The sequence below is a fragment of the Paraburkholderia sp. J11-2 genome, from assembly GCF_905220185.1.
Lineage (GTDB): Bacteria > Pseudomonadota > Gammaproteobacteria > Burkholderiales > Burkholderiaceae > Paraburkholderia.
Window position 1 is genome coordinate 251534 of sequence record NZ_CAJMYY010000010.1, and the last position, 23557, is coordinate 275090.

General features: G+C 65.5%; 24 protein-coding genes. 13 read left to right on the forward strand and 11 right to left on the reverse strand.

What is annotated here, in order from left to right:
* The first annotated feature begins 74 nt into the window (after positions 1-74).
* From U5A57_RS16705 to U5A57_RS16725, 5 genes are all read left to right on the forward strand, one after another.
* Positions 75-797, forward strand: a complete 723-nt coding sequence (locus U5A57_RS16705; protein WP_415765922.1) for a C39 family peptidase — start codon at positions 75-77, stop codon at positions 795-797.
* A gap of 13 nt (positions 798-810) precedes the next feature.
* Positions 811-1653: a peptidase C39 gene (locus tag U5A57_RS16710; RefSeq protein WP_321912604.1), complete on the forward strand. Its 843-nt coding sequence runs from the start codon at positions 811-813 to the stop codon at positions 1651-1653.
* A 164-nt stretch (positions 1654-1817) separates the two neighbouring features.
* Positions 1818-3296, forward strand: a complete 1479-nt coding sequence (locus tag U5A57_RS16715; RefSeq protein WP_321912658.1) for a hypothetical protein — start codon at positions 1818-1820, stop codon at positions 3294-3296.
* Between the two features lie 16 nt (positions 3297-3312).
* Entirely contained in the window at positions 3313-4842 is a 1530-nt protein-coding gene (locus U5A57_RS16720; RefSeq protein WP_321912606.1) for a sigma-54 dependent transcriptional regulator, read from the forward strand.
* 117 nt (positions 4843-4959) lie between these two features.
* Positions 4960-5457 carry a dihydrofolate reductase gene (locus U5A57_RS16725; RefSeq protein ID WP_321912608.1) on the forward strand — a complete coding sequence of 166 codons (498 nt, stop codon included), beginning with the start codon at positions 4960-4962 and terminating at the stop codon, positions 5455-5457.
* A gap of 115 nt (positions 5458-5572) precedes the next feature.
* On the opposite strand, the gene pmbA is transcribed toward U5A57_RS16725, so the two are convergent.
* A complete protein-coding gene (gene pmbA, locus U5A57_RS16730; RefSeq protein WP_321912609.1) occupies positions 5573-6943 on the reverse strand; it encodes a metalloprotease PmbA in 1371 nt (456 codons plus the stop codon).
* Between the two features lie 254 nt (positions 6944-7197).
* On the opposite strand from pmbA, the gene yjgA reads away from it, so the two are divergent.
* The gene (gene yjgA, locus U5A57_RS16735; protein ID WP_321912610.1) at positions 7198-7812 is read left to right on the forward strand and encodes a ribosome biogenesis factor YjgA; all 615 of its coding nucleotides are present in this window, start codon (positions 7198-7200) and stop codon (positions 7810-7812) included.
* Positions 7799-8422, forward strand: a complete 624-nt coding sequence (gene mog, locus U5A57_RS16740) for a molybdopterin adenylyltransferase (RefSeq protein ID WP_233882353.1) — start codon at positions 7799-7801, stop codon at positions 8420-8422. Before yjgA ends, mog begins: the two co-directional genes overlap by 14 nt.
* A gap of 96 nt (positions 8423-8518) precedes the next feature.
* Here the strand turns inward: mog and orn are convergent, their stop codons facing one another.
* Positions 8519-9148: an oligoribonuclease gene (gene orn, locus U5A57_RS16745; protein ID WP_321912615.1), complete on the reverse strand. Its 630-nt coding sequence runs from the start codon at positions 9146-9148 to the stop codon at positions 8519-8521.
* Between the two features lie 112 nt (positions 9149-9260).
* Between orn and U5A57_RS16750 the strand changes: the two genes are divergently transcribed.
* From U5A57_RS16750 to U5A57_RS16760, 3 genes are read left to right on the forward strand one after another with little or no spacing between them, the layout of a single operon-like run.
* Positions 9261-10538 carry a M48 family metallopeptidase gene (locus U5A57_RS16750; RefSeq protein WP_321912616.1) on the forward strand — a complete coding sequence of 426 codons (1278 nt, stop codon included), beginning with the start codon at positions 9261-9263 and terminating at the stop codon, positions 10536-10538.
* Positions 10535-11476: a ribosome small subunit-dependent GTPase A gene (gene rsgA / locus U5A57_RS16755; protein WP_321912618.1), complete on the forward strand. Its 942-nt coding sequence runs from the start codon at positions 10535-10537 to the stop codon at positions 11474-11476. The genes U5A57_RS16750 and rsgA overlap by 4 nt, the downstream gene beginning before the upstream one ends.
* A gap of 22 nt (positions 11477-11498) precedes the next feature.
* Positions 11499-11822 carry a DUF2007 domain-containing protein gene (locus U5A57_RS16760; RefSeq protein ID WP_321912620.1) on the forward strand — a complete coding sequence of 108 codons (324 nt, stop codon included), beginning with the start codon at positions 11499-11501 and terminating at the stop codon, positions 11820-11822.
* Between the two features lie 75 nt (positions 11823-11897).
* Here the strand turns inward: U5A57_RS16760 and U5A57_RS16765 are convergent, their stop codons facing one another.
* The 6 genes from U5A57_RS16765 to rpsP form a co-directional block, all read right to left on the reverse strand.
* Entirely contained in the window at positions 11898-12836 is a 939-nt protein-coding gene (locus U5A57_RS16765; RefSeq protein ID WP_321912622.1) for a CobD/CbiB family protein, read from the reverse strand.
* 148 nt (positions 12837-12984) lie between these two features.
* Positions 12985-13707 carry a CoA pyrophosphatase gene (locus tag U5A57_RS16770; RefSeq protein WP_321912624.1) on the reverse strand — a complete coding sequence of 241 codons (723 nt, stop codon included), beginning with the start codon at positions 13705-13707 and terminating at the stop codon, positions 12985-12987.
* Between the two features lie 86 nt (positions 13708-13793).
* Complete coding sequence (gene rplS / locus U5A57_RS16775) at positions 13794-14189, reverse strand: 50S ribosomal protein L19 (protein WP_028206741.1); 396 nt, start codon at positions 14187-14189, stop codon at positions 13794-13796.
* A gap of 151 nt (positions 14190-14340) precedes the next feature.
* Entirely contained in the window at positions 14341-15108 is a 768-nt protein-coding gene (gene trmD / locus U5A57_RS16780) for a tRNA (guanosine(37)-N1)-methyltransferase TrmD (RefSeq protein WP_321912627.1), read from the reverse strand.
* A gap of 53 nt (positions 15109-15161) precedes the next feature.
* Positions 15162-15926, reverse strand: a complete 765-nt coding sequence (gene rimM, locus U5A57_RS16785; RefSeq protein WP_321912629.1) for a ribosome maturation factor RimM — start codon at positions 15924-15926, stop codon at positions 15162-15164.
* 93 nt (positions 15927-16019) lie between these two features.
* Positions 16020-16283: a 30S ribosomal protein S16 gene (gene rpsP, locus U5A57_RS16790; RefSeq protein ID WP_028206744.1), complete on the reverse strand. Its 264-nt coding sequence runs from the start codon at positions 16281-16283 to the stop codon at positions 16020-16022.
* Positions 16284-16564: 281 nt separating this feature from the next.
* On the opposite strand from rpsP, the gene U5A57_RS16795 reads away from it, so the two are divergent.
* Positions 16565-17668: a PQQ-dependent sugar dehydrogenase gene (locus U5A57_RS16795; RefSeq protein WP_321912659.1), complete on the forward strand. Its 1104-nt coding sequence runs from the start codon at positions 16565-16567 to the stop codon at positions 17666-17668.
* 152 nt (positions 17669-17820) lie between these two features.
* Positions 17821-18294 (forward strand): TM2 domain-containing protein, encoded by a 474-nt coding sequence (locus U5A57_RS16800; protein WP_321912631.1) that lies wholly within the window; start codon positions 17821-17823, stop codon positions 18292-18294.
* Between the two features lie 14 nt (positions 18295-18308).
* Here the strand turns inward: U5A57_RS16800 and U5A57_RS16805 are convergent, their stop codons facing one another.
* Both U5A57_RS16805 and U5A57_RS16810 read right to left on the reverse strand, forming a co-directional pair.
* Positions 18309-19472: a PA0069 family radical SAM protein gene (locus U5A57_RS16805; RefSeq protein ID WP_321912633.1), complete on the reverse strand. Its 1164-nt coding sequence runs from the start codon at positions 19470-19472 to the stop codon at positions 18309-18311.
* 101 nt (positions 19473-19573) lie between these two features.
* Positions 19574-20062, reverse strand: a complete 489-nt coding sequence (locus U5A57_RS16810; RefSeq protein WP_321912635.1) for an Lrp/AsnC ligand binding domain-containing protein — start codon at positions 20060-20062, stop codon at positions 19574-19576.
* Positions 20063-20239: 177 nt separating this feature from the next.
* On the opposite strand from U5A57_RS16810, the gene U5A57_RS16815 reads away from it, so the two are divergent.
* Entirely contained in the window at positions 20240-21526 is a 1287-nt protein-coding gene (locus tag U5A57_RS16815) for a D-amino acid dehydrogenase (protein ID WP_321912637.1), read from the forward strand.
* An 87-nt stretch (positions 21527-21613) separates the two neighbouring features.
* On the opposite strand, the gene U5A57_RS16820 is transcribed toward U5A57_RS16815, so the two are convergent.
* On the reverse strand, positions 21614-23401 hold the full coding sequence (locus U5A57_RS16820; RefSeq protein WP_321912639.1) for an acyl-CoA dehydrogenase: 1788 nt from the start codon (positions 23399-23401) through the stop codon (positions 21614-21616).
* Positions 23402-23557: the final 156 nt, after the last annotated feature.

A 23557-nucleotide genomic window follows, 5' to 3' on the forward strand; every position in this document is an offset into this window, starting at 1 on the left:
CAGTAACGCAGCAAGCAACGCGCGCCGGCTGTCCCACCGCAGCCGGCGCGCAAACCAGAAGGCAGGAGACCACCATGTCCGGGCCCCTCTCGACCCCGGCGTCAAGGATGTTTGTGCTCGCGCTGACGCTTACCGCCAGCGCGGCGCTTGTGCCTGTGCATGCACAGCAGTCGACGCTCGACGCGACCCACCTCATCGGCGTGCCGGTGAAGCTTCCGGTCCACTCGATGCGGGACCTGCGCTATCGCAGCATCGTCAGCCAGCAGTATGACTACAGCTGCGGCGCTGCCGCACTCGCCACGCTGCTCAAGTACGGCTACGGCATCGACATCCCCGAACCTGAGTTGATCCGCCAGATGATGGTGTTCTCCACACCCGAGGTGGTCGTCAAGAACGGCTTCTCCATGCTCGACATGAAGAAGTTCGTGGAGACGATCGGCTTGCGCGGCCGCGGCTTTCGCGTCAACACCGACGCGCTCTACCACCTGCAGATTCCCGTGCTGGTGCTCATGAACATCGATGGCTACGAGCACTTCGTGATCGTCAAGCATGCCGAGAACAGCCGCATCTTCATTGCGGACCCCGCGCTCGGCAACCGTATCGTCGCCGAAGACGACTTTGCCAGGACATGGAACGGCCTCGTCTTCGCGGTGCTCGGAAAACCGTTCCTGGAGGATTCTCCGCTGTTGCAGAACAACGAGTCGCTCGCGCTCAAGCTGCGTGAAAACGCACTGCTCAATGGCACGGCCGCGACTCCCTTCTTCGAATACGGCCTCGATAAGGCCGTCATGTTCTGAAGTCCGAAGAATCATGAAACGCAACCTCTCACAGTGTGGCATCGCGGCAGCTGTCTCCGCGCTCGCCTGCGCTTTCTCGAGCGGTGCGCTAGCGGCCGATGGCATCGGCTTGCCGCAGCCGGTGCCGGCGTTTCTCTCGAACGCCGACGCGCAGGCGCCAGGCATCCGCTGCGAGGCCGTCGGCGACGACGTGCTCGCGCATCAGACCGGCAAATATGCCGGCAGCAACATGATTTCCGGGTTCGTTCTGAACCTGCTTTCTCAATGGCAATTGCCAAACGGCGCGGCCGCAGTCGCGCAAGGCGCGCTCGCGGTCGCCCAGAACGCGGCCAACCAGGTGAGCGCGCAGGTCAAGACATATGCAGCCGTGATCGACCCGGCGCAGGGCGGAACCACGAGCGCGAACAGCGGCGCCAACCCGAACGCGACGGCCACCGGCGGCCAGAACGTTTCGGTCAACGGCGTCTCGCAGATCACCCAGGTGGCCGGCAATGGTAATACGGGCGCCAATGCCGCAACCATCTCCTACGACAACAACGCGCCGCAGGTCGCCAACCTGCCAGGCGCCAACCAGTCGAGCGCGTCCGCCTCTAACGCGAGCGGCAGCATCAAATCGGGCATCTCGTTCGGCAGTAACGGCGTCAATGTCACGCTGCAAACGCCGGCGGGCATCGCCACGCAAAACGTCTTGCCGGGCAACGCGCAACAGGCCGGCGCGATCGCCCAGCTACTCCAGGTCGCAGGCAATAACCAGCAGGTCGCCAACCAGTTGCAACTGAGTCTGCAGACGCAGCAGATGACGTCGCAAATGATCCGGCAGTCCGGCGTATTACAGGCACTGCGAAATCTCCACTAACCGAGGGCTCATCACGAGGCGCACCAACAAGGAGACCACCACGCGGGCAAGAGTCCGCGCGAGCAGCAGCACTTTGAATGAGGAGCATCGACGTGCGCGGGCGCGGAACCAGGGGGTTCCGGTTCGCGCCCGCATTCGATCCCGGGGGAAGAAGAATGAAGATGATGTCAAGGACGGCCACGCCGCACGCGACGCTGGCCGCCATACCAGCAGCGGTTTTGCTGTTCGCGCTCTCGCAGTCCGCCCACGCGCAGGCGCTTCAAAGCCAGTCGATCGAAGAGCGGCTGAACACCCTCATGCGGGTGGTAGACGAGCAGCAGCGGCAAATCCAGTCACTGGAGCGCCAGGTGACGAACCTCGAAATGGCGCAACGCGGCCGAGGCATGCCGGGCGCAGGCGCGCCCGACGCCGCGTCGGACGCAACGGTTGCGGAGCAGCCCGGCGCCGACGGCCTGCCGGTGCCCCTGCCGCCGCTCGCCCAGGCGCTGCCGGGTGCCACTGCGCCCGGTGCGCTCACCGGCACGGCAACCGGCGTGCCGGTGAACCCGCCTTCGCCCGACGCCGGAGCGACCAGCGGCGCGACCGGCACCGCGGCCGCGAGCGGCCCGCAGCAGGGCGCGCCGGTTGGCGTGAACCCCAACGGCAGCCCGACCGTGGGCGAAACCCAGAAGAACGCCGAGCCCTCGCGCACGCAAGCCGAAGAAGCGGTCGTGCAGCGCGAGCACGCGCCGCTCTTCGACCACAAGCTGACATTGGACTGGGGTATCAGCGACAGCTACTACGATCGCCGCCAGCTGCAGCTTTCGGGCTTCCTCGCGCTCGACGCGATCTTTCTCGGCAACATCAATCTGGGGCAGACCAAGTCGCACCAGATCACGGCCGACCTGGACACGCGCTACGGCCTCACCGACCGCATGAGCGTGGACGTGGACGTGCCGTACGTGTACCGCCACAGCACCTTCATCGTGGGCGGCGCGGGCGGCTCGGCGAGCACGCTCACGGACGCATCGGTCAATTCGAACGCCATTGGCGACGTGAACTTCGGGATCTACTACCAGTTCCTGAAAGAGACCAACAGCATTCCCGACGTAGTCGGCAGCCTGCGCGTGAAGACGGCGACCGGCACCTCGCCGTTCGGCATCAAGGTGCAGCAGATCACGCCCGACAACACCAACCTCGTCGCGCCGAGCAAGCTGCCCACGGGCACGGGCTTCTGGAACGTGACGGCCGGTCTCTCGGTGCTGAAGACCTACGACCCGGTGGTGCTGTTCGGCAGCCTCTCGTACACGTACAACATCTCGCGCTCGTTTGCCGACATCTCCTCGGTGATCGGGCAGACCGAGCCCGCCGAAGTGAAGCTCGGCGACATCATCCAGTTCGGCGGCGGCGTTGCGCTCGCCTTCTCGGACAAGGATTCGGCAAGCATTTCGTACACCATGGCCATCGAACCGCAGTCGAAGACGAAGTCGCCCGGCGGCAGCTGGACCGGCGTGCCGGGCAGCGAGACCACCGCCTCGGTGCTCAACTTCGGCCTGAATCACGTGGTCAACAAGCACTTGACGATCAACGGCGCGGTCTCCGTCGGGCTCACGCCCGATGCACCGAACTTCGTCGTCGGCGTGCGTTTCCCTTATACCTTCTGATGTCATGAGGCCGATCGTGCGCGAATCCTCACATCTGGGCGCCACCGTGACACCGCTCGCAGGAGCCGGTCAGCGTCTCGCCGTGACCGGACCGCCCCCTGCAGGCGCTGCACCCGACGCCGGCCACCCGGGCGATGCGAAGTCCGAGACAGGTCTCGATCGCACCTTGCTGTACGTCGCGCGCGCGCCCGACCCGCTGCTCAGCGCCTACCTGAAGAGCCGCGGCTGGGAAATCGCGACCGCGCGCACCGCGCACGAGGCATCGCGCCTCGTGAAGCCGGAGGCGGCCTATGCCGGCATCGTCGATGTCACCGGCTTCGCGCCGCGCGAGTTCGCGGGCCTCGAGACGATCCTGCGGCTGCAGCAGGTCGGATGGATCGCGCTCACCGACGACTCGCGCTTGACCGACGCCGAAGTGCGGCGCCTGATCCGCCACTACTGCTTCGACTACGTGCACGTGCCGGTCTCGCACGCGACGCTCGACTACCTCGTGGGCCACGCGTTCGGCATGGTGTCGCTGTGCGATCTCGACGCGCCGGGCGCCGCCGCCGCGAGCCAGGACGACGACGAGATGGTCGGGACCTGCGAGGCGATGCAGCAGCTCTTTCGCACGATCCGCAAGGTCGCCAATACCGACGCCACCGTGTTCATCTCGGGCGAATCGGGCACGGGCAAGGAACTCACCGCGCTCGCGATCCACGAGCGCTCCGCGCGGCGCAAGGCGACGTTCGTGCCGATCAACTGCGGCGCGATCCCGCATCATCTTCTGCAATCCGAACTGTTCGGCTATGAGCGCGGCGCCTTCACGGGCGCGAACCAGCGCAAGATCGGCCGCGTCGAATCGGCCAACGGCGGCACGCTCTTTCTCGATGAAATCGGCGACTTGCCGCTGGAAAGCCAGGCGAGCCTGCTGCGCTTCCTGCAGGAAGGCAAGATCGAGCGGCTGGGCGGCCACGAGCAGATTCCCGTGGACCTGCGCATCATCTCGGCCACGCACGTCGATCTCGAAACGGCGATGCGCGACGGCCGCTTTCGCGCCGACCTCTTTCACCGGCTGTGCGTGCTGCGCGTGGACGAGCCGCCGCTGCGCGCACGCGGCAAGGACATCGAAATTCTCGCCCACCACGTGCTGCACAAGTTCAAGCAGGACAGCGCGCGCCGCATACGCGGCTTCACGCCCGACGCCATCGAGGCGATGTACAACTACAACTGGCCGGGCAACGTGCGCGAGCTGATCAACCGCGTGCGCCGCGCGATCGTCATGGCTGAAAGCAAGCTGATTTCGGCGGAGGATCTCGATCTCGCGCACTTCACCGCGCAGCAGACGGTCACGCTCGCGCAGGCGCGCGAAGCCGCGGAGCGGCGCGCGATCGAGGCGGCGCTGCTGCGGCACCGGCACCGGCTCACGGAAGCCGCTGCCGACCTCGGCATCTCGCGCGTGACGCTCTACCGGCTAATGGGCACGCACGGCCTGCGCGACGAAAAAACGCTCTTCGACGGCGAAGCGGAGAACCAGGCGGAATTGCCGCCCGACGTGCAGGAGTGAAACGGACGCCGGGGCACGACAGGGCAAGACAGGGCACGAGTGAGCGCGCCGGGCCGCCCGGCGCGCTCAGGTAGAATCGCTGCGAACAGCTTACAACCTCGCACCTCTACCCTTTCGATGACGACGCTCACCCTCATCGTCGCCCGTGCCCGCAACGGCGTGATCGGCCGCGACAACGCGCTGCCCTGGCGGCTCCCCGAAGACCTCGCGTTCTTCAAGCGCACCACCATGGGCGCGCCCATCATCATGGGCCGCAAAACGCACGAATCGATCGGCCGCGCCTTGCCGGGCCGCCGCAACATCGTCGTGACGCGCGACGCGGGCAAGCGCTTTCCCGGCTGCGACACCGCCACGAGCCTCGACGAAGCGCTCGCGCTCGCGGCGCTGGATCAGGCGCCTACGGCATTCCTGATCGGCGGCGCGCAGCTCTATGGCGAGGGACTGGGCCTCGCGCATGAGCTCGTGGTGACGGAAATCTCCGCGGACTTCGAGGGCGACGCCACCTTTCCCGCACCGGACCCCGACGTGTGGCAAGAAACGTCGCGCGAGACGCTGCATGCGAATGCGCCGAACGACTTCGACTTTGCGTTCGTACGCTACGTGCGGCGCGATTGATTAACTGGGCGCGCAATGCTACCCGAGCGCGCGCCTGCAATCTGCCGCCCAAAAGCACAACGGCACGCCTTGGCGTGCCGTTGTTGATTGAGGATTGAGCCTGCGGAAAAGCCGCTTACTGCCCCGCCACCGTCATACGGTCGATCAGTACCGAGCCGGTTTGACGCGTACCGCGCGCGAGCGTATCCGCGCCCACGGCGACGATGTGGTGGAACATCTCCTGCAGCGTCGAAGCCACCGTGATTTCCTCGACCGGGTACTGGATCTTGCCGTTCTCCACCCAGAAGCCCGACGCCCCGCGCGAATAGTCGCCCGTCACGAAGTTCACGCCCTGCCCCATCAGCTCGGTCAGCAAGAGGCCCGTGCCGAGCTTCTTGAGCATCGCTTCGAAGTCGTCCTCCGGCTTCGTGAGCGAGCTTTGCAGATGCAGGTTGTGCGAGCCGCCGGCGTTGCCCGTGGTCTGCATGCCGAGCTTGCGCGCCGAATACGACGACAGGAAATAGCCCTGCACGATGCCGTCCTTGACGACTTCGCGCCGCTGCGTGCGCACGCCCTCTTCGTCGAACGGCGCGCTGCCGGCCGCACGCGGCACATGCGGGTCCTCGACGATCTGGATGTGCGGCGCGAATACGGGCTTGCCGAGACTGTCGACGAGGAACGACGTCTTGCGATACAGCGCGCCGCCGCTCACGGCCTGCACGAACGCGCCGAGCAGGCCAGCGGCGAGCGGGGCCTCGAACAGCACGGGCACCTTGCGCGTGTCGAGGCTGCGTGCGTTCAGGCGCGAGAGCGCACGCTCGGCCGCATAGCGCCCGACGGCTTCGGGCGCGGCCAGCTCGGCCGCGCTGCGCCGCGAGGTGTACCAGTCGTCGCGCTGCATGTTGCGGCCGGCGCCTGCGATGGGCGCGCACGAAATGTAGTGGCGCGAGTACGGATAGCCGTGCATGAAGCCGCCCGAGGTGGCGAGCACGAACTGCGAATGCTGCGCCGACACGCTCGCGCCTTCGGAGTTCTTCACGCGCGGATCGACAGCGAACGCGGCATCTTCGGCGCGGCGCGCGATTTCCACGGCCTCGTCGGCCGAGAGATTCCACGGGTGGTAAAGGTCGAGGTCGCGCGGCGCGGTTTCGAGCAGCTCGCGCTCCGCGAGGCCCGCGCAGTCGTCGTCGGCGGTGAAGCGCGCGATGTTGTACGCGGCCGCCACCGTGTCCTTGAGCGCCTGCGGCGAAAAATCGGAGGTGCTCGCGTTGCCGCGCTTGTTGCCGATATAGACGGTCACGCCGACCATCTTGTCGCGGTTGTGCTCGATCGTCTCGACCTCGCCGCGGCGCACCGAGACGGACAAGCCGTCGCCTTCGGAGATCTCGGTCGCGGCGTCGCTTGCGCCGAGCGCATTGGCGTGCCGGAGGATGTCGGACGCGATCTCCTTCAGTTCGTCCTGGGTGTGCGGGAAAAAGCGTTGCCGGGCTTCGATGTCTGCTGCCATTGTCGTTACGGTCCGGTTCTGGGCCGATGCGGCCCGCTGATGTCGTGTTTCGCTGGTGTCGCTTCGAGTGCGACCGGTGCTTCGGAACGCGCTGCGTTCGCAAAGCGCATCACGCGATCATAGCAAGGTATGTGAACACGCATCACAGGCGCTTTCGCCGCCTCGCGCTGCGCATGAACCCTCACACCGATATCGGGCCGCCGGCGGCGCCTTCAAGCCCAGGCCGCACGCCCGCGCACGCTACAATACGCCCCATGAAACGCAAAACCCGCATTCAACCGATGAACGACGCTGTCGCCGACCAGGACGACAACGGCTACGATCGCCCGAGCAAATCGCAGCTCAAGCGCGACATGGAAGCGCTCCAGGAACTGGGCCAGGCCCTCGTGGAGCTGCCCAAGGACGCGCTCAAGCGCATGCCGATGACCGAAGACCTCGCGGACGCCGTCCACGAGTGCCGCCGCATCACCGACCACGAAGGCCGTCGCCGCCAGCTCCAGTACGTGGGCCGCATGATGCGCGGCCTGACCGAAGCCGAAGTCGCCGCGCTGCGCACGAAGTTCGAAGAGCACCGCGGCGTGAACAGGGCCGCCACGGCGCGCCTGCACTGGATCGAGCGCACGCGCGACAAGCTGCTCGCCGACGACGCCGCGCTCACCGAATTCATCCGCCAGTACCCCGCCGCCGACCCGCAGGAAGGCCGCACGCTGATCCGCAACGCGCGCCGCGAGCAGGAGCAAAACCGGCCGCCGAAGTCCTTCCGCGAACTGTTCCAGTGGATCAAGGACGTGAGCGCGCAAGGCGCCGGCGAGGCGGACGACCACGACGACGAGCGCGCCGACGAGGACCGCGAAGATGACGAAGCCTGAGCGCAGCCACCCTGACGAACTCGTGATCGGCCTTGTGTCGGTCAGCGACCGCGCGACGAGCGGCGTCTACGAGGACAAGGGCATTCCGTCGCTGATGGAGTGGCTCGGCAGCGTGCTGAAAACGCCTTGGCGCGCCGAAACGCGCCTGATCCACGACGACGCGGCGACGATCTCCGCCACGCTCACGGCGCTCGTGGACGGTCTGGGCTGCGACCTCGTGCTGACCACGGGCGGCACCGGCCCCGCGCGCCGCGATGTGACGCCCGAGGCGACGCTCGCCGTGGCGACCAAGGAGATGCCGGGCTTTGGCGAGCAAATGCGCCAGATCAGCCTGAATTTCGTGCCTACGGCCATTCTGTCGCGCCAGGTCGCCGTGATCCGCGAAAACGACGACCATGCGGCGCTCATCATCAACCTGCCGGGGCAGCCGAAGTCGATCAAGGAAACGCTGGAAGGCCTGCGCGACGATCAAGGCGCGGTGAAGGTGCCGGGTATTTTTGCTGCGGTGCCGTACTGCATCGACCTGATCGGCGGCCCGTATATCGAAACCGATCCGAACGTCGTGGCGGCGTTCCGGCCAAAGAACGCGCAGCGAGCGCCGCGCGCGTAAGACTCGAACTTCTTGCTGCGTTATGACACAACGCGTGCCACAACGCGGCGGCGACGGGACGAACCCGCCGCCTCGGCGTTGCCGTGTCGGCTCAGATCAAAGCGCCGGACCGGCTTCGCCCGTTGCGTTATCCGGCACGATGCCCGGCGCCGGCACGAGGAAATGCTCGCGGTAGTACTTGAGCTCGTCGATCGACTCGTGGATGTCGGCGAGCGCCGTATGCATCGCGCGTTTCTGGAAGCCCTTGTAGATGGTTGGCTGCCAGCGGCGGCACAGCTCCTTGAGCGTGCTCACGTCGAGGTTGCGGTAGTGGAAGAAGCGCTCGAGCGTGGGCATCCAGCGCGCCATGAAGCGGCGGTCCTGACAGATCGAGTTGCCGCACATCGGCGACTTGCCCGGCGGCACGTACTGCGAAAGAAACGCCATGATCTCCTCGGTCGCGCTTTCTTCCGTGACCGTCGAGGCCCGCACGCGCTCGGTGAGGCCCGAGCGGCCGTGCGTGTTGCGGTTCCATTCATCCATGCGGTCGAGCACCGACTCCGGCTGATGGATGGCCAGCACGGGACCTTCCACGAGTTTGTCGAGCGTCGAGTTCGTCACCACCACGGCGATCTCGATGATGCGGTCGTTGTCGGGATCGAGCCCCGTCATTTCCATATCGAGCCAGATCAGGTTCATGTCGGTGCGCTCGATGAGCGGCGCGCCGGCAGCGGTAATGTCAGTCATGAAAGGCAACCCGGAGAGCGTTGGAGGCGCGGCGCGTGCGCGGCATCGACAGGATGCGATGCCCGGCCGGCGAGAACATATAATTGTCGCATAGATACCACGGACTTCCTGGATGCCTAATCTGTCCCCCTCCCCTGCGCTGTACTTCAGCGTGCTCTTCGTCGTGGCCGTGCTCGCCATGGTCGCGACCAAGCTCTGGCTCGCGTCGCGCCAGATCCGCTTCGTGGCCGCCCACCGCGGCGCGGTGCCCGCGCAGTTCACCGCGACCATCCCGCTCGCCGCGCACCAGCGCGCCGCCGACTATACGGTCGCGCGCACGCGCCTTGGCATGATCGAAATCGTGCTCGGCGCCGTGGTGCTGATCGCGCTCACGCTGCTCGGCGGCGTGCAGGCGCTCGACCTCGGCATTTCGGACGCGATCGGGCGCGACTATGTGGGCCAGATCGCGCTGATCGGGGCCGTGCTCGCCATTTCCGGCGTGGTCGAACTGCCGCTCGACTACTACCGCCAATTCGTGGTCGAGGAGCGCTTCGGCTTTAACCGCATGACCAAGCGCATTTTCATCATGGACCGCATCAAGGGGCTCCTGATCGGCGCCGCATTCGGCATTCCGCTGCTCTTCGTCGTGCTCTGGCTCATGAAGCAGGCGGGCAGCCTCTGGTGGCTCTGGACGTGGGCCGTCTGGGTCGCCTTCCAGATGCTCGTGCTGGTGCTCTACCCCACCTTCATCGCGCCGCTTTTCAACAAGTTCGAACCGCTGCGCGATGAAGCCCTGCGCTCGCGCATCGAAGCGCTCATGCAGCGCTGCGGCTTCGCGGCCAAGGGCCTGTTCGTGATGGACGGCAGCCGCCGCTCCGCGCACGGCAACGCCTATTTCACGGGCTTTGGCGCAGCCAAGCGCATCGTGTTCTTCGACACGCTGCTCGCGCGCCTCTCCGGCAGCGAGATCGAGGCCGTGCTCGCGCACGAACTCGGCCACTTCAAGCGCCGTCACGTCATCAAGCGCATGATTGTCACGTTCGCGATCAGCCTCGCGCTGCTCGCCCTGCTCGGCTGGCTCTCACAGCGCGTGTGGTTCTATGAAGGCCTCGGTGTGCGGCCGTCGCTGCTCGGCGGCAACGAAGGGCTTGCGCTCGTGCTGTTTTTCCTCGCCGTGCCGGTGTTCCTGTTCTTCGTCACGCCGCTTGGCAGCCTCTCGTCGCGCAAGCACGAGTTCGAGGCAGACGCCTTTGCCGCCACGCAAACCGACGCGCAGCATCTCGTCAACGCGCTCGTGAAGCTCTACGAGGACAACGCGTCGACGCTCACGCCCGACCCGCTCTATACCGCGTTCTACTACTCGCATCCGCCGGCTTCGCAGCGGATCGACCGACTGCTAGCGCACGCATGAACCGGCGCGCAACGAAAGCCGCCGGCAATGCTAAAGCCGCAGGCGCCACGCTGCACGGCGTGGTGATCGCCGCCCACGGGCGCCATTATCTCGTCGCGCCCGACGGCGGCGGCGCACATCTGCAGTGCTTCCCGCGCGGCAAGAAGAGCGAGGTGGCGGTCGGCGACCGCGTCGAGTATCAATCGACTTCCGCCGATCAGGGCGTGATCGTCGCGATTGGCGAGCGGCGCAACCTGCTCTACCGTTCCGACCAGTTCAAGTCGAAGCTCTTCGCGGCGAACCTCGACCAGCTGCTGATCGTGCTGGCCACCGAGCCGCACTTCAGCGAAGACCTGCTCGGGCGCGCGCTCGTGGCCGCCGAGGCCAACGACCTCAAGCCACTCATCGTCCTCAACAAGATCGACGTCCAGGGCGCGCTGCCGCTCGCGCGGGAGCGGCTCGAACGCTATCGCGCGCTGGGCTATACGGTGCTCGAGGTTTCGGTGAAGGGCCGCCCCGAGGAGGCGCGCGCGGTGCTCGCCGAGCACCTGCACGGCCATCAGACGATCCTGCTCGGCCAGTCGGGCATGGGCAAGTCGACGCTCGTGAACCTGCTGATTCCCGATGCCGAAGCCGCCACGCGCGAGATTTCGACGGCGCTCAACAGCGGGCGGCACACCACGACGTTCACGCGGCTCTACAGCTTGCCCGAGGGTGGCGCGCTGATCGACTCGCCGGGCTTCCAGGAATTCGGCCTCTATCACCTAACCGAAGGCAAGCTGGAGCGCGCGTTTCCCGAATTCCGGCCGCTGCTCGCGCACTGCCGCTTCTACAACTGCCATCACCTGCACGAGCCGGGCTGCGCGATTCTGGAAGCTGTCGACGATGGCCGCATCGCGCCGGAGCGCCAGGCGCTCTACGCGCAGCTCATGCACGAGATCAGCCAGGTCGTGCGCTGACGCGCCGCCTGCCCCTGCGCCTATGCTCAAACTCGTACGCGCGCCGAATCTGCTGATCGCCCAGCACTGGATGAACATCCTGGCGACGGCGGGCGTGCCCTGCGAGCTGCACAACCGCTACCTGAGCGGCGCGATGGGCGAGATTCCCGCTGAGCAGTGCGCACCCGAACTGTGGCTCGTGGACGAACGCGACGAGAAGCTCGCCCGGCGTTTGATCGACGAGGCGGTGAGCGGACCGCCGCCAGGCTCGCCCACATGGCGCTGCGCGCGCTGCGGCGAGGTGCTCGAGGCGCAGTTCACCGTGTGCTGGAATTGCGGGCGCGACCGCGACGTGCGCGACGAATGACGCAAGCACCGTCGCAAATGCAAATGGGCCGCTTTTAGCGGCCCATTTGCATGTTCGCGGCTGGCGATCCGGCGCTCAGAGCCACACGGCGATCGTCAGCATGAGGAGCAGGATCATCCACAGGATCACGGCGCGCCACACGAGGCCCACCGCCGATTGCAGCGTGCGCGGCGTGCAGTCGTCGCCCACCGTGTACGGACCGCCCTCGCCCGGCTGCGCCAGCGCATCGACGCTGGACTGCTCTGCGAGCGGACCCGAGAGGCGAGCGCCGAGCGCCCCGCTGCCGGTCGCGAGCAGCACGCCTTCGTTGGTATCGGGCCACTGGTTCGTGTGATTGCGCCAAGCGTAGATCGCGTCCTCGAAGTTGCCGACGATCGCAAAGCCCAGCGACGTGAGCCGCGCCGGCACCCAGTCGATCACGAAGAACACGTGCTGCGCGAAGTTCGAGAACGCCTCGGTGCGGTCTTCCGCCGGACGCGCCCACTCGCGCGCGAGGTATTCGGCAATGCGGTACAGCACGGCGCCCGCGGGCCCGATCGGCACGAGGAACCAGAAGAACACGCCGAACACGTGCCGATGCGAGGCGATCACCGCATGAATGAGCGTGTGACGCACGATCTCGCTCACGGGCATGTCCACCGCGTCGAGGCCGGTCCATTCGTGGAGAATTTCGCGCGCGCGCGGCACGTCGTCGTTGTTCAGCGCGAGATGAATGTCGGTGAAATAGTGGCTGAACTGGCGAAAGCCGAGCGTGAAATACACGACCACCACGTTCCACAGGAAGGCCAGCACGAAGCTGATGTGGTACAGCACGTAGTAGACGAGCGCCGTGGCGAGCGTCCACGGCAACACGACCACGAGCCAGGCGATGAGGCCGTGCTTCTGCTTGCCGGCGTCGAAGCCGTGAGCGGCCCACTCCGCATTGAGGCGCACGAGCGCCATGACTGGATTATTGGGCGACAGCGCCCGCACCTGTTCGATGACGAGGGCCAGCAATACGGAAAAGAAGGTCATGCGACGCGCCGTGCAGATCGAGTTGCGAAAGGGTTTTAGAAAGTGTTGCAACGATATCACAGGGCCAGATGTGCCTGACCATCGCCGGTCAATCGGGCGGCAATCTCGCAACAGTGCACGGCGGCGCTTGCGCGTGCCGCCAGACGTGTTACGCGAGCAGGAAGCGGTAGAAGTTGCGCAGCATGCCCGCCGTGGCCCCCCAGATAAAGTGCGAGGACCCGACGCCTGACGCGTTAGCGGATTCCGGCGCATTGCGGTCGGGTGCATTGCGGTCGGGATAAGGCATCGCGTAAAAGCGCCGCTCGCCTCCCTCCCAACGGAACACGCGCACCTGGTGATGCACCGGGTTCATGAGAAAGCTGAGCGGCACCTCGAAGATGCTCGCCACTTCGAGCGAATCGGCGGCAAGGCTGAACGGCTCGTGCACGAGGCCGACCACGGGCGTGACCCTGAAGCCCGTGCCAGTGAGATATTCGGGCAATGCGCCGAGCACCTCGACGCGCGCGGGGTCGAGATTCACTTCCTCTTGCGCTTCGCGCAGCGCGGCGGCAATGGGTGTGGGGTCGGAAGGCTCGCGACTGCCGCCGGGAAAGCTCACCTGCCCCGCGTGATTGCTGAGATTGTCGGCGCGCTGCGTGAGCAGCACGGTCAGGCCGCCCGCGCGCATGGCGATGGGCACGAGCACGGCGGCCTCGCGCGGATCGCGCACCTCGGCGAGACGGGCTTCCTGCGGTTCGGGGTCCCACGGCAGACGCTGCTCGAAGCGCGCGCGCAAGCCGGCGGCGGTCAGGCGCTCCGCGGCGACCTGCGGGAGGCTCGCGCCCGTCGATTCGATCGGCAGGCTTTCGGGTTCAAATACTGGGCGGATCAACGGCGGTCCCGGATTACACGTACACGAGATTATTTTGCGGCCAAAAAGAAAAAAGCACCCCGAAGGGTGCTTCTTTCTTACAGCTTTTACGCCTGATCGGCCGGAGCAGCTGCGCGGTCTTTCGACACCAGCTTTTCCTTGATACGTGCCTTCTTGCCCGACAGGTTGCGCAGGTAGTACAGCTTCGCGCGACGCACGTCGCCGCGGCGCTTCACCACGATGCTGGCCAGCAGCGGCGAGTACGTCTGGAACGTACGCTCGACGCCTTCGCCCGACGAGATCTTGCGCACGATGAACGACGAGTTCAGGCCGCGGTTACGCTTCGCGATCACGACGCCTTCGTATGCCTGAACGCGCTTGCGGTTACCTTCAACCACGTTCACGTTGACGATCACCGTGTCGCCGGGGGCGAATTCGGGGATGGTCTTCTCGCCCAGCACGCGCTGGATTTCTTCCTGCTCGAGTTTTTCAATCAGATTCATGGAATGACTCCGTATGCCATCTTGTCGGCGTTCGTACCTGTGCAGGATGACCTGCAACTACGGCCCCGATAGAGGATGGATTCACAACTGGCGCCGTTCACGCATGAAGCGGCACCGCCTTTTGCGCCCCTTGTCGCGCACGCCCGAAGCCTTAGGCTTCGTTCGAGCCCTTCGCGAGACTAGTGAGCCACGCCTCGTCGGCACGGCTCAACATCTTGTTCTTTCTGGCCCGCTCGATCAGATCGGGCCGCTTGTTCCACGTGTTGCGCAACGCCTCGCGGCGCCGCCACAACTCGATTTCCGCGTGATGGCCGCCAAGCAGCACATCGGGCACGCGCACGCCGTCGTATTCCTCGGGGCGCGTGTAATGCGGACAGTCGAGCAAACCGTCGACGAAGCTGTCCTGCACCGCCGAAAGCGCGTCGCCGAGCACACCCGGCAGATTGCGCACCACGGCGTCCATCAAGGCCATCGCGGGCAATTCGCCCCCCGAGAGCACGAAGTCGCCGAGGCTCACTTCTTCGTCCACGCAGCGGTCGACGAGACGCTGGTCGATCGCTTCGTAGCGGCCGCACAACATCACGAGACCTGGCTCCTGCGCGAACTGCATGACGCGTTCGTGCGTGAGCGGCTTGCCTTGCGGCGACATCAGCAGCACACGCGGAGCGCTCACGCCGGCTTGCGCCTGCGCGGCCTTCGCCGCATCGATCGCCGCTTCGAGCGGCTTGGCCAGCATGACCATGCCGGGGCCGCCGCCGTAGGGGCGATCGTCGATCGTGCGATAGTTGTCGGTCGTGAAATCACGCGGATTCCACGTGCGCAACGTGTAACGCTGCTGCTTCGCCGCCCGGCTGGTAATACCCCAGTCGGTCAGCGCGCGGAACATCTCGGGAAAGAGCGTGACGACATCGAACTGCATCGCTCTCTCCGTTCAGCGAAATTGAATCACGGCGCGCGGTATTGCCGTGTTGCTTAGTAATCGGCTTCCCAGTCGACGACGATACGCTTCGCCGCCAGGTCCACCGTTTTCACGAACACGCCCACAAACGGGATCAGGCGCTCGCCGGTGACCGGCTTGCCATCCTTGTCCGTAGACGGGTAAGTGACACGCAACACCGATTGCGCGCCATTGTCGATCAGGTCGGCAACCTTGCCGAGCTCGACACCCGCCTCGTTGGCGACGTCGAGGCCGATCAGGTCGACCCAGTAATATTCATCGGCTGCGGGCGCCGGGAATTCGGCCCGGCTCACGTACACGCGCGCGCCGCGCAACAGCAGCGCGGCGTCGCGGTCGGCCAGGCCCGAAAGCTCGCCGACGACGCTGTCACCATGAACCTTGGCGCTCACGCGCACCGCGGAATGACGCTCGCGATGCCCCTGACCCTCGCGGCCCTTGAGAAGCCACCAGCGTTTAGCGGAAAGCAGCGCGCGGCCGTCCTGCGCGTGCGGCGCGATCTTCAACCAGCCCTTGAGGCCATAGGCGTCGATCACGGCGCCGACTTCAACGGCGTCGTCCGGCCAGCTCGCTTCGGTTTCGGCGCGCAGGCCCTCGGTTGCAGGCGCAGCTTTCGCGGCGCTCTCGCGCGCAGGCTTGCGCACGAACGCACCAAACGAAGGCGCGCTGCGGGCCGCAGCTTTGCCAGCGCCGCTGGTCGCAGCACTTGTTGCAACGTCGGGCGCCCCGCTTTCCGACGCGTCGTTCGCCTTTACGGCAGATTTAGCGTCATGCGCGGACATCGGCACCCCTTGCGACCAGCTTGATATCGCACACGCTCATGGAGCGCGTACGCGGGTAAAACACGGACAACAGACTGAAAGACGCTTAAAAACTTAAGCAGCCGGCGCAGCGGCGGCGGTCTTTTGCGCTTCCTTCACGAGGCGCTCGACTGCCGGCGACATTTGCGCGCCGTTTTCCTTCCAGTACGTCACGCGATCTTGAGCGATACGCAGCGTTTCACCCTTGGTAGCGACCGGGTTGTAGAAGCCCACGCGCTCGATGAAACGGCCGTCGCGACGGTTGCGCGAATCGGTTGCGACGATGTTGTAGAACGGGCGCTTCTTCGAGCCGCCGCGTGCCAGACGGATGATGACCATACTAAAATCCTTGAAAACCGGGGTTCGGGACTACTGAAACATGCGATTATAGCCCGAAACCGGAGGCATAACAAACACTTAACGGGAAATTGCGCGCTGGCGCCGGGAAAGCGGCAAGACGCGGCAGTCAAAGTGCCGCTCGTGGCCACGGCGGGCGGGCCCTGGAGCGAATTGTGGCGACTTTCAGACGACTCGTGCAATGGCTGCGTCGCACTTGCGGCGCCGGCGGGCGTGACAGCTCCCTTTTTCGGGCACCCCGAGCGTCGGCCGGACGGTTCGCACTGGCGTGGCTCGGCCTTGCCGCCGCCCTGCTCGCGGCACCGCTCGCTCACGGGGCGCTTCCCATCGAGCGCATCAAGCTCCCGCCAGGCTTCCACATAGCGGCGCTCTCCGAGGACGTTCCCGGCGCGCGCGAAATGACGCTCTCGGGCAACGGCATCTTATATGTAGGGAGCATGAGCGGCGACGTGTACGCGCTCGAACTCAAGGACGGCAAAGCGGCGAAGCGCCATATCGTGGCATCCGGGCTGACGATGCCGGTGGGCGTGGCCTGGCGCAACGGCGCATTATACGTCTCGGCGGTGTCGTCGATCGTGCGGCTGGACGACATCGACCGTCATCTCGACGATCCGCCCAAGGCCGTAGTCGTCACGGATTCGCTGCCCACCGAGCGCCACCACGGCTGGAAGTTCATCGCCTTCGGCCCCGACGGCAGGCTATATGTGCCGCAAGGCGCGCCGTGCAACGTCTGCCTGCCGGCAAGCGACCCGCAGCGCGTGCATTTCGCGATGATCGGCCGCATGGACCCCGACGGCTCGCACTACGAGACCATTGCGCGCGGCGTGCGCAACACGGTCGGCTTCGCGTGGCATCCGCAGACGCACGAACTCTGGTTCACCGACAACGGCCGCGACATGCTCGGCGACGACATCCCCGACGACAAGCTCAACCGCCTCGCGCACACCGGCGAGGACTTCGGCTTTCCGTATTGCCATGGCGGCAACGTCGCCGACCCCGAGTTCGGCGCGGGCCATCCTTGCAGCGGCTTCACGCCCCCGGTCGCGAAACTCGGCGCGCACGTGGCGTCGCTCGGCATGCGCTTCTACACCGGCTCGATGTTCCCGGCCGATTACAAGAACAGCCTGTTCATCGCCGAGCACGGTTCGTGGAACCGCAGCAAGAAGGTCGGTTACCGCGTAGTGCGCGTGAGCGCCAACCCCGACGGCACGAACGCACGTCAGGACGTGTTCGCACAGGGCTGGCTCAACGCCGACGAGACCCAATGGGGCCGCCCCGCCGACGTGCTGCCGCTGCCCGACGGCTCGCTCCTGATCAGCGACGACTACGCGGGCGCGATCTATCGCGTGACGTACGCCAAACCGTGACGCGCGCGCCGCGTTAAAGCTGCTGGCCTGGTGCCAGGCATAAGCGTGCGCTTGTGCTGCAAGCGAGGCGCGCGGCATACAATGCCCGGCGGCCCGTGTGCGATGACGTGATGCGCCCATGACGGCCAAACGTTCACGTTATGCCCGAGCCCATGCCCAACGAAAACAACCCCGCACGCTTTCGCTCCAAGACCCTCACCGCCGCCCTCGCGTTCCTGTTTGGCAGCCTCGGCGCACATCGCTTCTATCTGTATGGTCCGCGCGACGTGTGGGGCTGGGCGCATCTGTTCGGCACGCTAATCGGCATTCCGGGCGTGATGCTGCTCGTCGCAACCGAACGCGCCTCGATTCCCGGCTGGGGCCTCGCCGTGATCGGCGCGGTTTCCGTCATTTCGGCGTTTCTGGCGGCAATCGTCTATGGGCTGCGCCCCGACGCCAAATGGGACGCGCAGTTCAACGCCGCGTTCGTGGAGCAAGGCCGCACAAGCCGCTCGGGCTGGACGGTCATCTTCGTCGTGATCTTTTCGCTGCTGATTGGCGCATTCCTGCTGATGACGGGACTCGCGCTCTCTTTCCAGACCTATTTCGAGTCGCAGGTCGAGGCCGCAAAGGCCATCTCGCAGTAACGCCGCGAGCCCGATCAGAACAAGTCGAGTTGCGGCTTCTCGCGCTCGGTTTTCGACTGCACGAACGCCGACATATCGAGAATGCCGTGACGCCGCTCATTGAGCCCGAGGCGCCGCACGGCATTGTGAAAGCGCTGCTTGAGCAGGTCGGCCCAAAGCCCCGTGCCCTTCATGCGCTGCGAGAACGCCGACTCGTAGTCCTTGCCGCCGCGCATGTCGCGCACACGGCTCATCACGCGCTCGGCGCGCTGCGGGAAATGCGCCGCCAGCCAATCCTGGAAGAGCGGCGCGACCTCCCATGGCAAACGCAGCACGATATAGCTCGCGCTCGTTGCGCCGGCCTCGGCGCAGGCTTCGAGCACACGCTCCATGTCGGGCTCGGTCACGAACGGAATGACAGGCGCGATGCTCACGCCGACCGGCACACCGGCTTCGGCTAGCGTGCGAATGGTGCGCAGGCGACGCGCAGGGGTCGCCGCACGCGGTTCGAGCGAGCGGGCGATATCGGCGTCGAGCGTGGTGATCGTGATCGCCGCCATGAACTGCTTGCGCGCGGCCATCGGCGCGAGCAGATCGAGATCGCGCTCGATCAGCGAGGACTTCGTGATGGCCGCGAACGGATGCTGACGCTCGGCCAGTACCTCGACCACGCGCCGCGTGATGCGCATGTCGCGCTCCACCGGCTGCCAGGCGTCGGTATTCACGCCGAGCGCAATGGGCTCGGGCTCGTACGAAGGCTTCGCGATCTCCCGCGCCAGCAGTTCTGCGGCATTCACCTTCGCGTAGATACGGCTTTCGAAATCGAGCCCCGGCGAGAGACCGAGATAGCTGTGCGTGGGCCGCGCGAAGCAATAGATGCAACCGTGCTCGCAACCGCGATATGGATTGAGCGAGACGTTGAACGGAATGTCCGGCGACTGGTTGCGCGTGAGGATGCTTTTCGCACGCTCTTCGAAGACTTCAGTGCGCAACTTCGGCTCACTGTTGTGGTCGGCCTGGTCCCCTTGGCCCTCCTCGCCTTCGCCCGCCTGCTGCCAACCATCGTCGAACGCTTCGCGCTGGTCCACTTCATAGCGCCCTTGCAGGTTCGTAACCGCACCGCGCCCTTTGCGTGCCGTGGGCGGCGCAACGGGATACCAGGTATCGGTATCGGGATCGGGGTGGCGGGAATCGGTCACGGCTAAAGTGAACAGGACATAAAAAACGCGGCTCAATACTGTACAAATATACAGTACTGAGCCGCGTTGTCGAGTCCTAAAAACGGGGCGCTGACAGCCGCTCACTCCCCCACGGCGATGGTCAGCGTCTCCTTGATCTCTTCCATCACCACGTAGCTTTTCGACTGAACCGCGCCGGGCAGTTGCAAGAGGATGTCACCCAGCAGCTTGCGATAGTCTGCCATCTCGCCGATGCGGGCCTTGATCAGATAGTCGAAGTCGCCCGAGACGAGATGGCACTCCAGCACTTCGGGAATCTTCTGCACTTCGCGGCGGAACTGGTCGAACATATTGCCGCTCTTGTGGTCGAGCGTGATCTCCACGAACACGAGCAGCGCCGCGCCCAGCACCGCGGGATTCACGCGCGCGAAATAGCCCGTGATGACCCCGTCGCGCTCCATGCGCTTCACCCGCTCGATGCACGGCGTCACCGAAAGCCCGACCTGTTCCGCGAGGTCCTTCATGGCCATGCGGCCGTCTTCCTGGAGCAGTTTCAGGATGCGGTGATCGAGCCGGTCGAGCGCGCGGACCGGCTGGCGTTGCGTTCTCATGATTTCTTCCCGAAAATCTGAAAAATACGATAACAAAACCTAGGCATACAACAATAGCATAGCTACAAATACTGGCTACACGCGAATTTTCATGCCTTCCACCCTATCGGTGCCAAAACACCGCTTCCAGGGCCCCGGCAACACGGCGTAGCCCCAACGAATCTATACGGAGCAGCTATGCGAGTCGTCGTGTTGGGCAGTGGTGTGGTCGGTGTGGCCAGCGCCTGGTATCTCGCCCGCGCGGGCCACGAAGTGACGGTGATCGACCGCGAAGCCGGTCCCGCGCTCGAGACCAGTTTTGCGAACGCCGGCCAGATCTCGCCGGGCTACGCTGCGCCGTGGGCCGCGCCTGGCGTGCCGCTCAAGGCGATCAAGTGGATGTTCGAGAAGCACGCGCCGCTCGCTATTCGTCTGGACGGCACGAAATTCCAGCTGCAGTGGATGTGGCAGATGCTGCAGAACTGCACGGCCGAGCGTTACGCGCTCAACAAAGGTCGCATGGTGCGCCTCGCCGAATACAGCCGCGACTGCCTGCAGGCGCTGCGCGCCGACACGGGCATTCAATATGAAGGCCGCACGGGCGGCACGCTCCAGGTGTTCCGCACACAGCAGCAGTTCGAAGGCGCGGCGAAGGACATTGCCGTGCTGAAGGACGCGAACGTTCCGTACGAACTGCTCACCGCCGACGAGTTGGGCCGCGCCGAACCCGCGCTCGCCGCGGTGTCGGGCAACCTCACGGGCGGCCTGCGTCTGCCCGGCGACGAAACCGGCGACTGCCAGATGTTCACCACGCGCCTTGCCGCGATGGCCGAACAGCTGGGCGTGAAATTCCGCTACAACACGCCGATCGACAAGCTCGTCCTGCAAGGCGACCGTATCGCGGGCGTGCAATGCGGCAGGGAACTGGTGCGCGCGGATTCGTTCGTGGTCGCGCTCGGCTCCTTCTCGACGAAGATGCTCGCGGACATCGTGAAGATTCCGGTCTATCCGCTCAAGGGCTATTCGATCACGGCGCCGATCGTCAACGCCGACGCCGCGCCGGTCTCGACCGTGCTCGACGAAACCTACAAGATCGCGATCACGCGTTTTGACGATCGCATCCGCGTGGGCGGCATGGCCGAGATCGTCGGCTTCGACAAGTCGCTCAAGCAAGCCCGTCGCGAAACGCTCGAAATGTGCGTGAACGACCTGTTCCCGGGCGGCGGCGACACGACGAAGGCCACCTTCTGGACCGGCCTGCGCCCGATGACGCCGGACGGCACGCCGGTCGTCGGCCGCACCCCGATCTCGAACCTGTTCCTGAACACAGGCCACGGCACGCTCGGCTGGACCATGTCGTGCGGTTCGGGCCAACTGCTCGCCGACCTGATCTCGGGCAAGCAACCCGCGATCCGCGCCGACGATCTTTCGGTTCACCGCTATCTCGGCGACACGCAGGGCTCGCATCGCCCGGCTTATGCCTGAAGCAACGCTTTCAGCATGAACGAACACGGCGCCTCTGGGGCGCCGTGTTTCATTTCTCGACTCGCTCGCTACGATTGGCGCGCGGCGTCAGAACTGATCTTCCGCCAGCGCCAGCACGCCCTCGCTGCCGCTTGCGCTGACGATCGCCGCTTCGAGCGCCACAGCCTGGGGCAAGACGTGTTGCGCGAAGAACTGCGCCGTGGCGATCTTCGCGCCATGGAACTTCGGGTCGTCCTGCATGAGACGCTGTGAGGCGAGCATGGCCCGCGCCATCTGCCAGCCGCCCAGCACGATGCCCGCCAGCTTCAGATACGGCACGCTGCCCGCGAACACCGCGTTCGGATCGCTCTTCGCCTTCGCGAGCACGAAGTCCACGGCCGAGGCGAGCGCCTCGCGGCCGAGTGCAAGATGCTTGCGCATCGACTCGAACGCCGCGCCTTGTTGCGCTGCTAGCGCGTCGACGGTCTGCGCGATATCGGCAAGCAACGCCTTCGCCGCCGCGCCGCCGTCGCGCAGCGTCTTGCGCCCGATGAGGTCGTTCGCCTGAATCGCCGTCGTGCCTTCGTAGATGGGCAGAATGCGCGCGTCGCGGTAGAACTGTGCCGCGCCCGTTTCCTCGATGAAGCCCATGCCGCCATGCACCTGCACGCCAAGGCTCGTCACTTCCAGCGCGAGTTCGGTACTCCAGCCCTTCACGATCGGCACGAGGTATTCGTAACGCGCCTGATGCCGCGCGCGGGCCGCCTCATCGGGATCGCCATGCGCGCGATCGCTCTCGCCCGCCGCCACGTAAGCGAGTGCACGCGCGGCTTCGGTGAGGGAGCGCATCGTCGCAAGCATGCGGCGCACGTCCGGGTGATGGATGATGCTCACCGCTGCTTTCGCAGAACCATCCACCGGGCGGCTCTGCACGCGCTCCTTCGCATAGGCGAGCGCCTTCTGGTACGCGCGATCGGAAACGGCCACGCCTTGCATGCCCACGGCGAAACGCGCTGCGTTCATCATGATGAACATGTATTCGAGGCCGCGATTCTCTTCGCCGATCAGCTGGCCGATCGCGCCGCCATGATCGCCGAACTGCAGCACGGCGGTCGGGCTCGCCTTGATGCCAAGCTTGTGCTCGATCGACACGCAGTGCACGTCGTTGCGCGCACCGAGCGTTCCGTCTTCGCCCACGAGGAACTTCGGCACGATAAAAAGCGAAATGCCCTTCACGCCTTCAGGCGCAGTGGGTGTGCGCGCGAGCACGAGATGGATGATGTTCTCCGCCATGTCGTGCTCGCCCCACGTGATGAAGATCTTCGTGCCGAACAGTTTGAACGTACCATCGCCTTGCGGCTCGGCGCGCGTGCGCACGGCCGCGAGATCCGAGCCCGCCTGCGGCTCGGTGAGGTTCATCGTGCCGGTCCAGTCGCCCGAGATGAGCTTTGGCACGAAGCGCTGCTTTTGCACTTCGCTTCCGGCGGTGAGGAGTGCTTCGATAGCGCCGTCGGTGAGCAGCGGACACAGCGCAAACGAGAGATTCGCCGCGTTGAGCATTTCCACGCACGGTGTGCCGACGAGTTTCGGCAAGCCCTGTCCTTCGTATTCCTGAGGATGTTGCACGCCCTGCCAGCCGCCTTCCACGTACTGCCGGAATGCCGCTTTGAAACCGGGCGTGGCATGCACGTTGCCGCTTTCCCAGCGGCTCGGATTGCGGTCGCCTTCGGCGTTCAGCGGCTCCAGCACTTCGCCGCATAGCTTGGCCGCTTCGTGCAGCACCGCTTCGACGGTCTCGGGCGTGGCGTCTTCGCCGCCCGGCAGCTTCGCGATCTCTTCGAGGCCGGCCAATTCCTTCATGACGAACAGCATGTCGCTCGTTGGCGCCTGGTACATGTCAGTCTCCTCCCCTTTCCAGAGTGCGGCTCCTCAAATGACAAAGGGGCGCCGCAGCGCCCCTTTGTTGCTTCGTCTCACGCCGCGCACTCAATCATGATCGCGGCGCTCGTCGCAAGATACACCGGCCAGCTTCAGCCGAGTTCCTTCACGAGT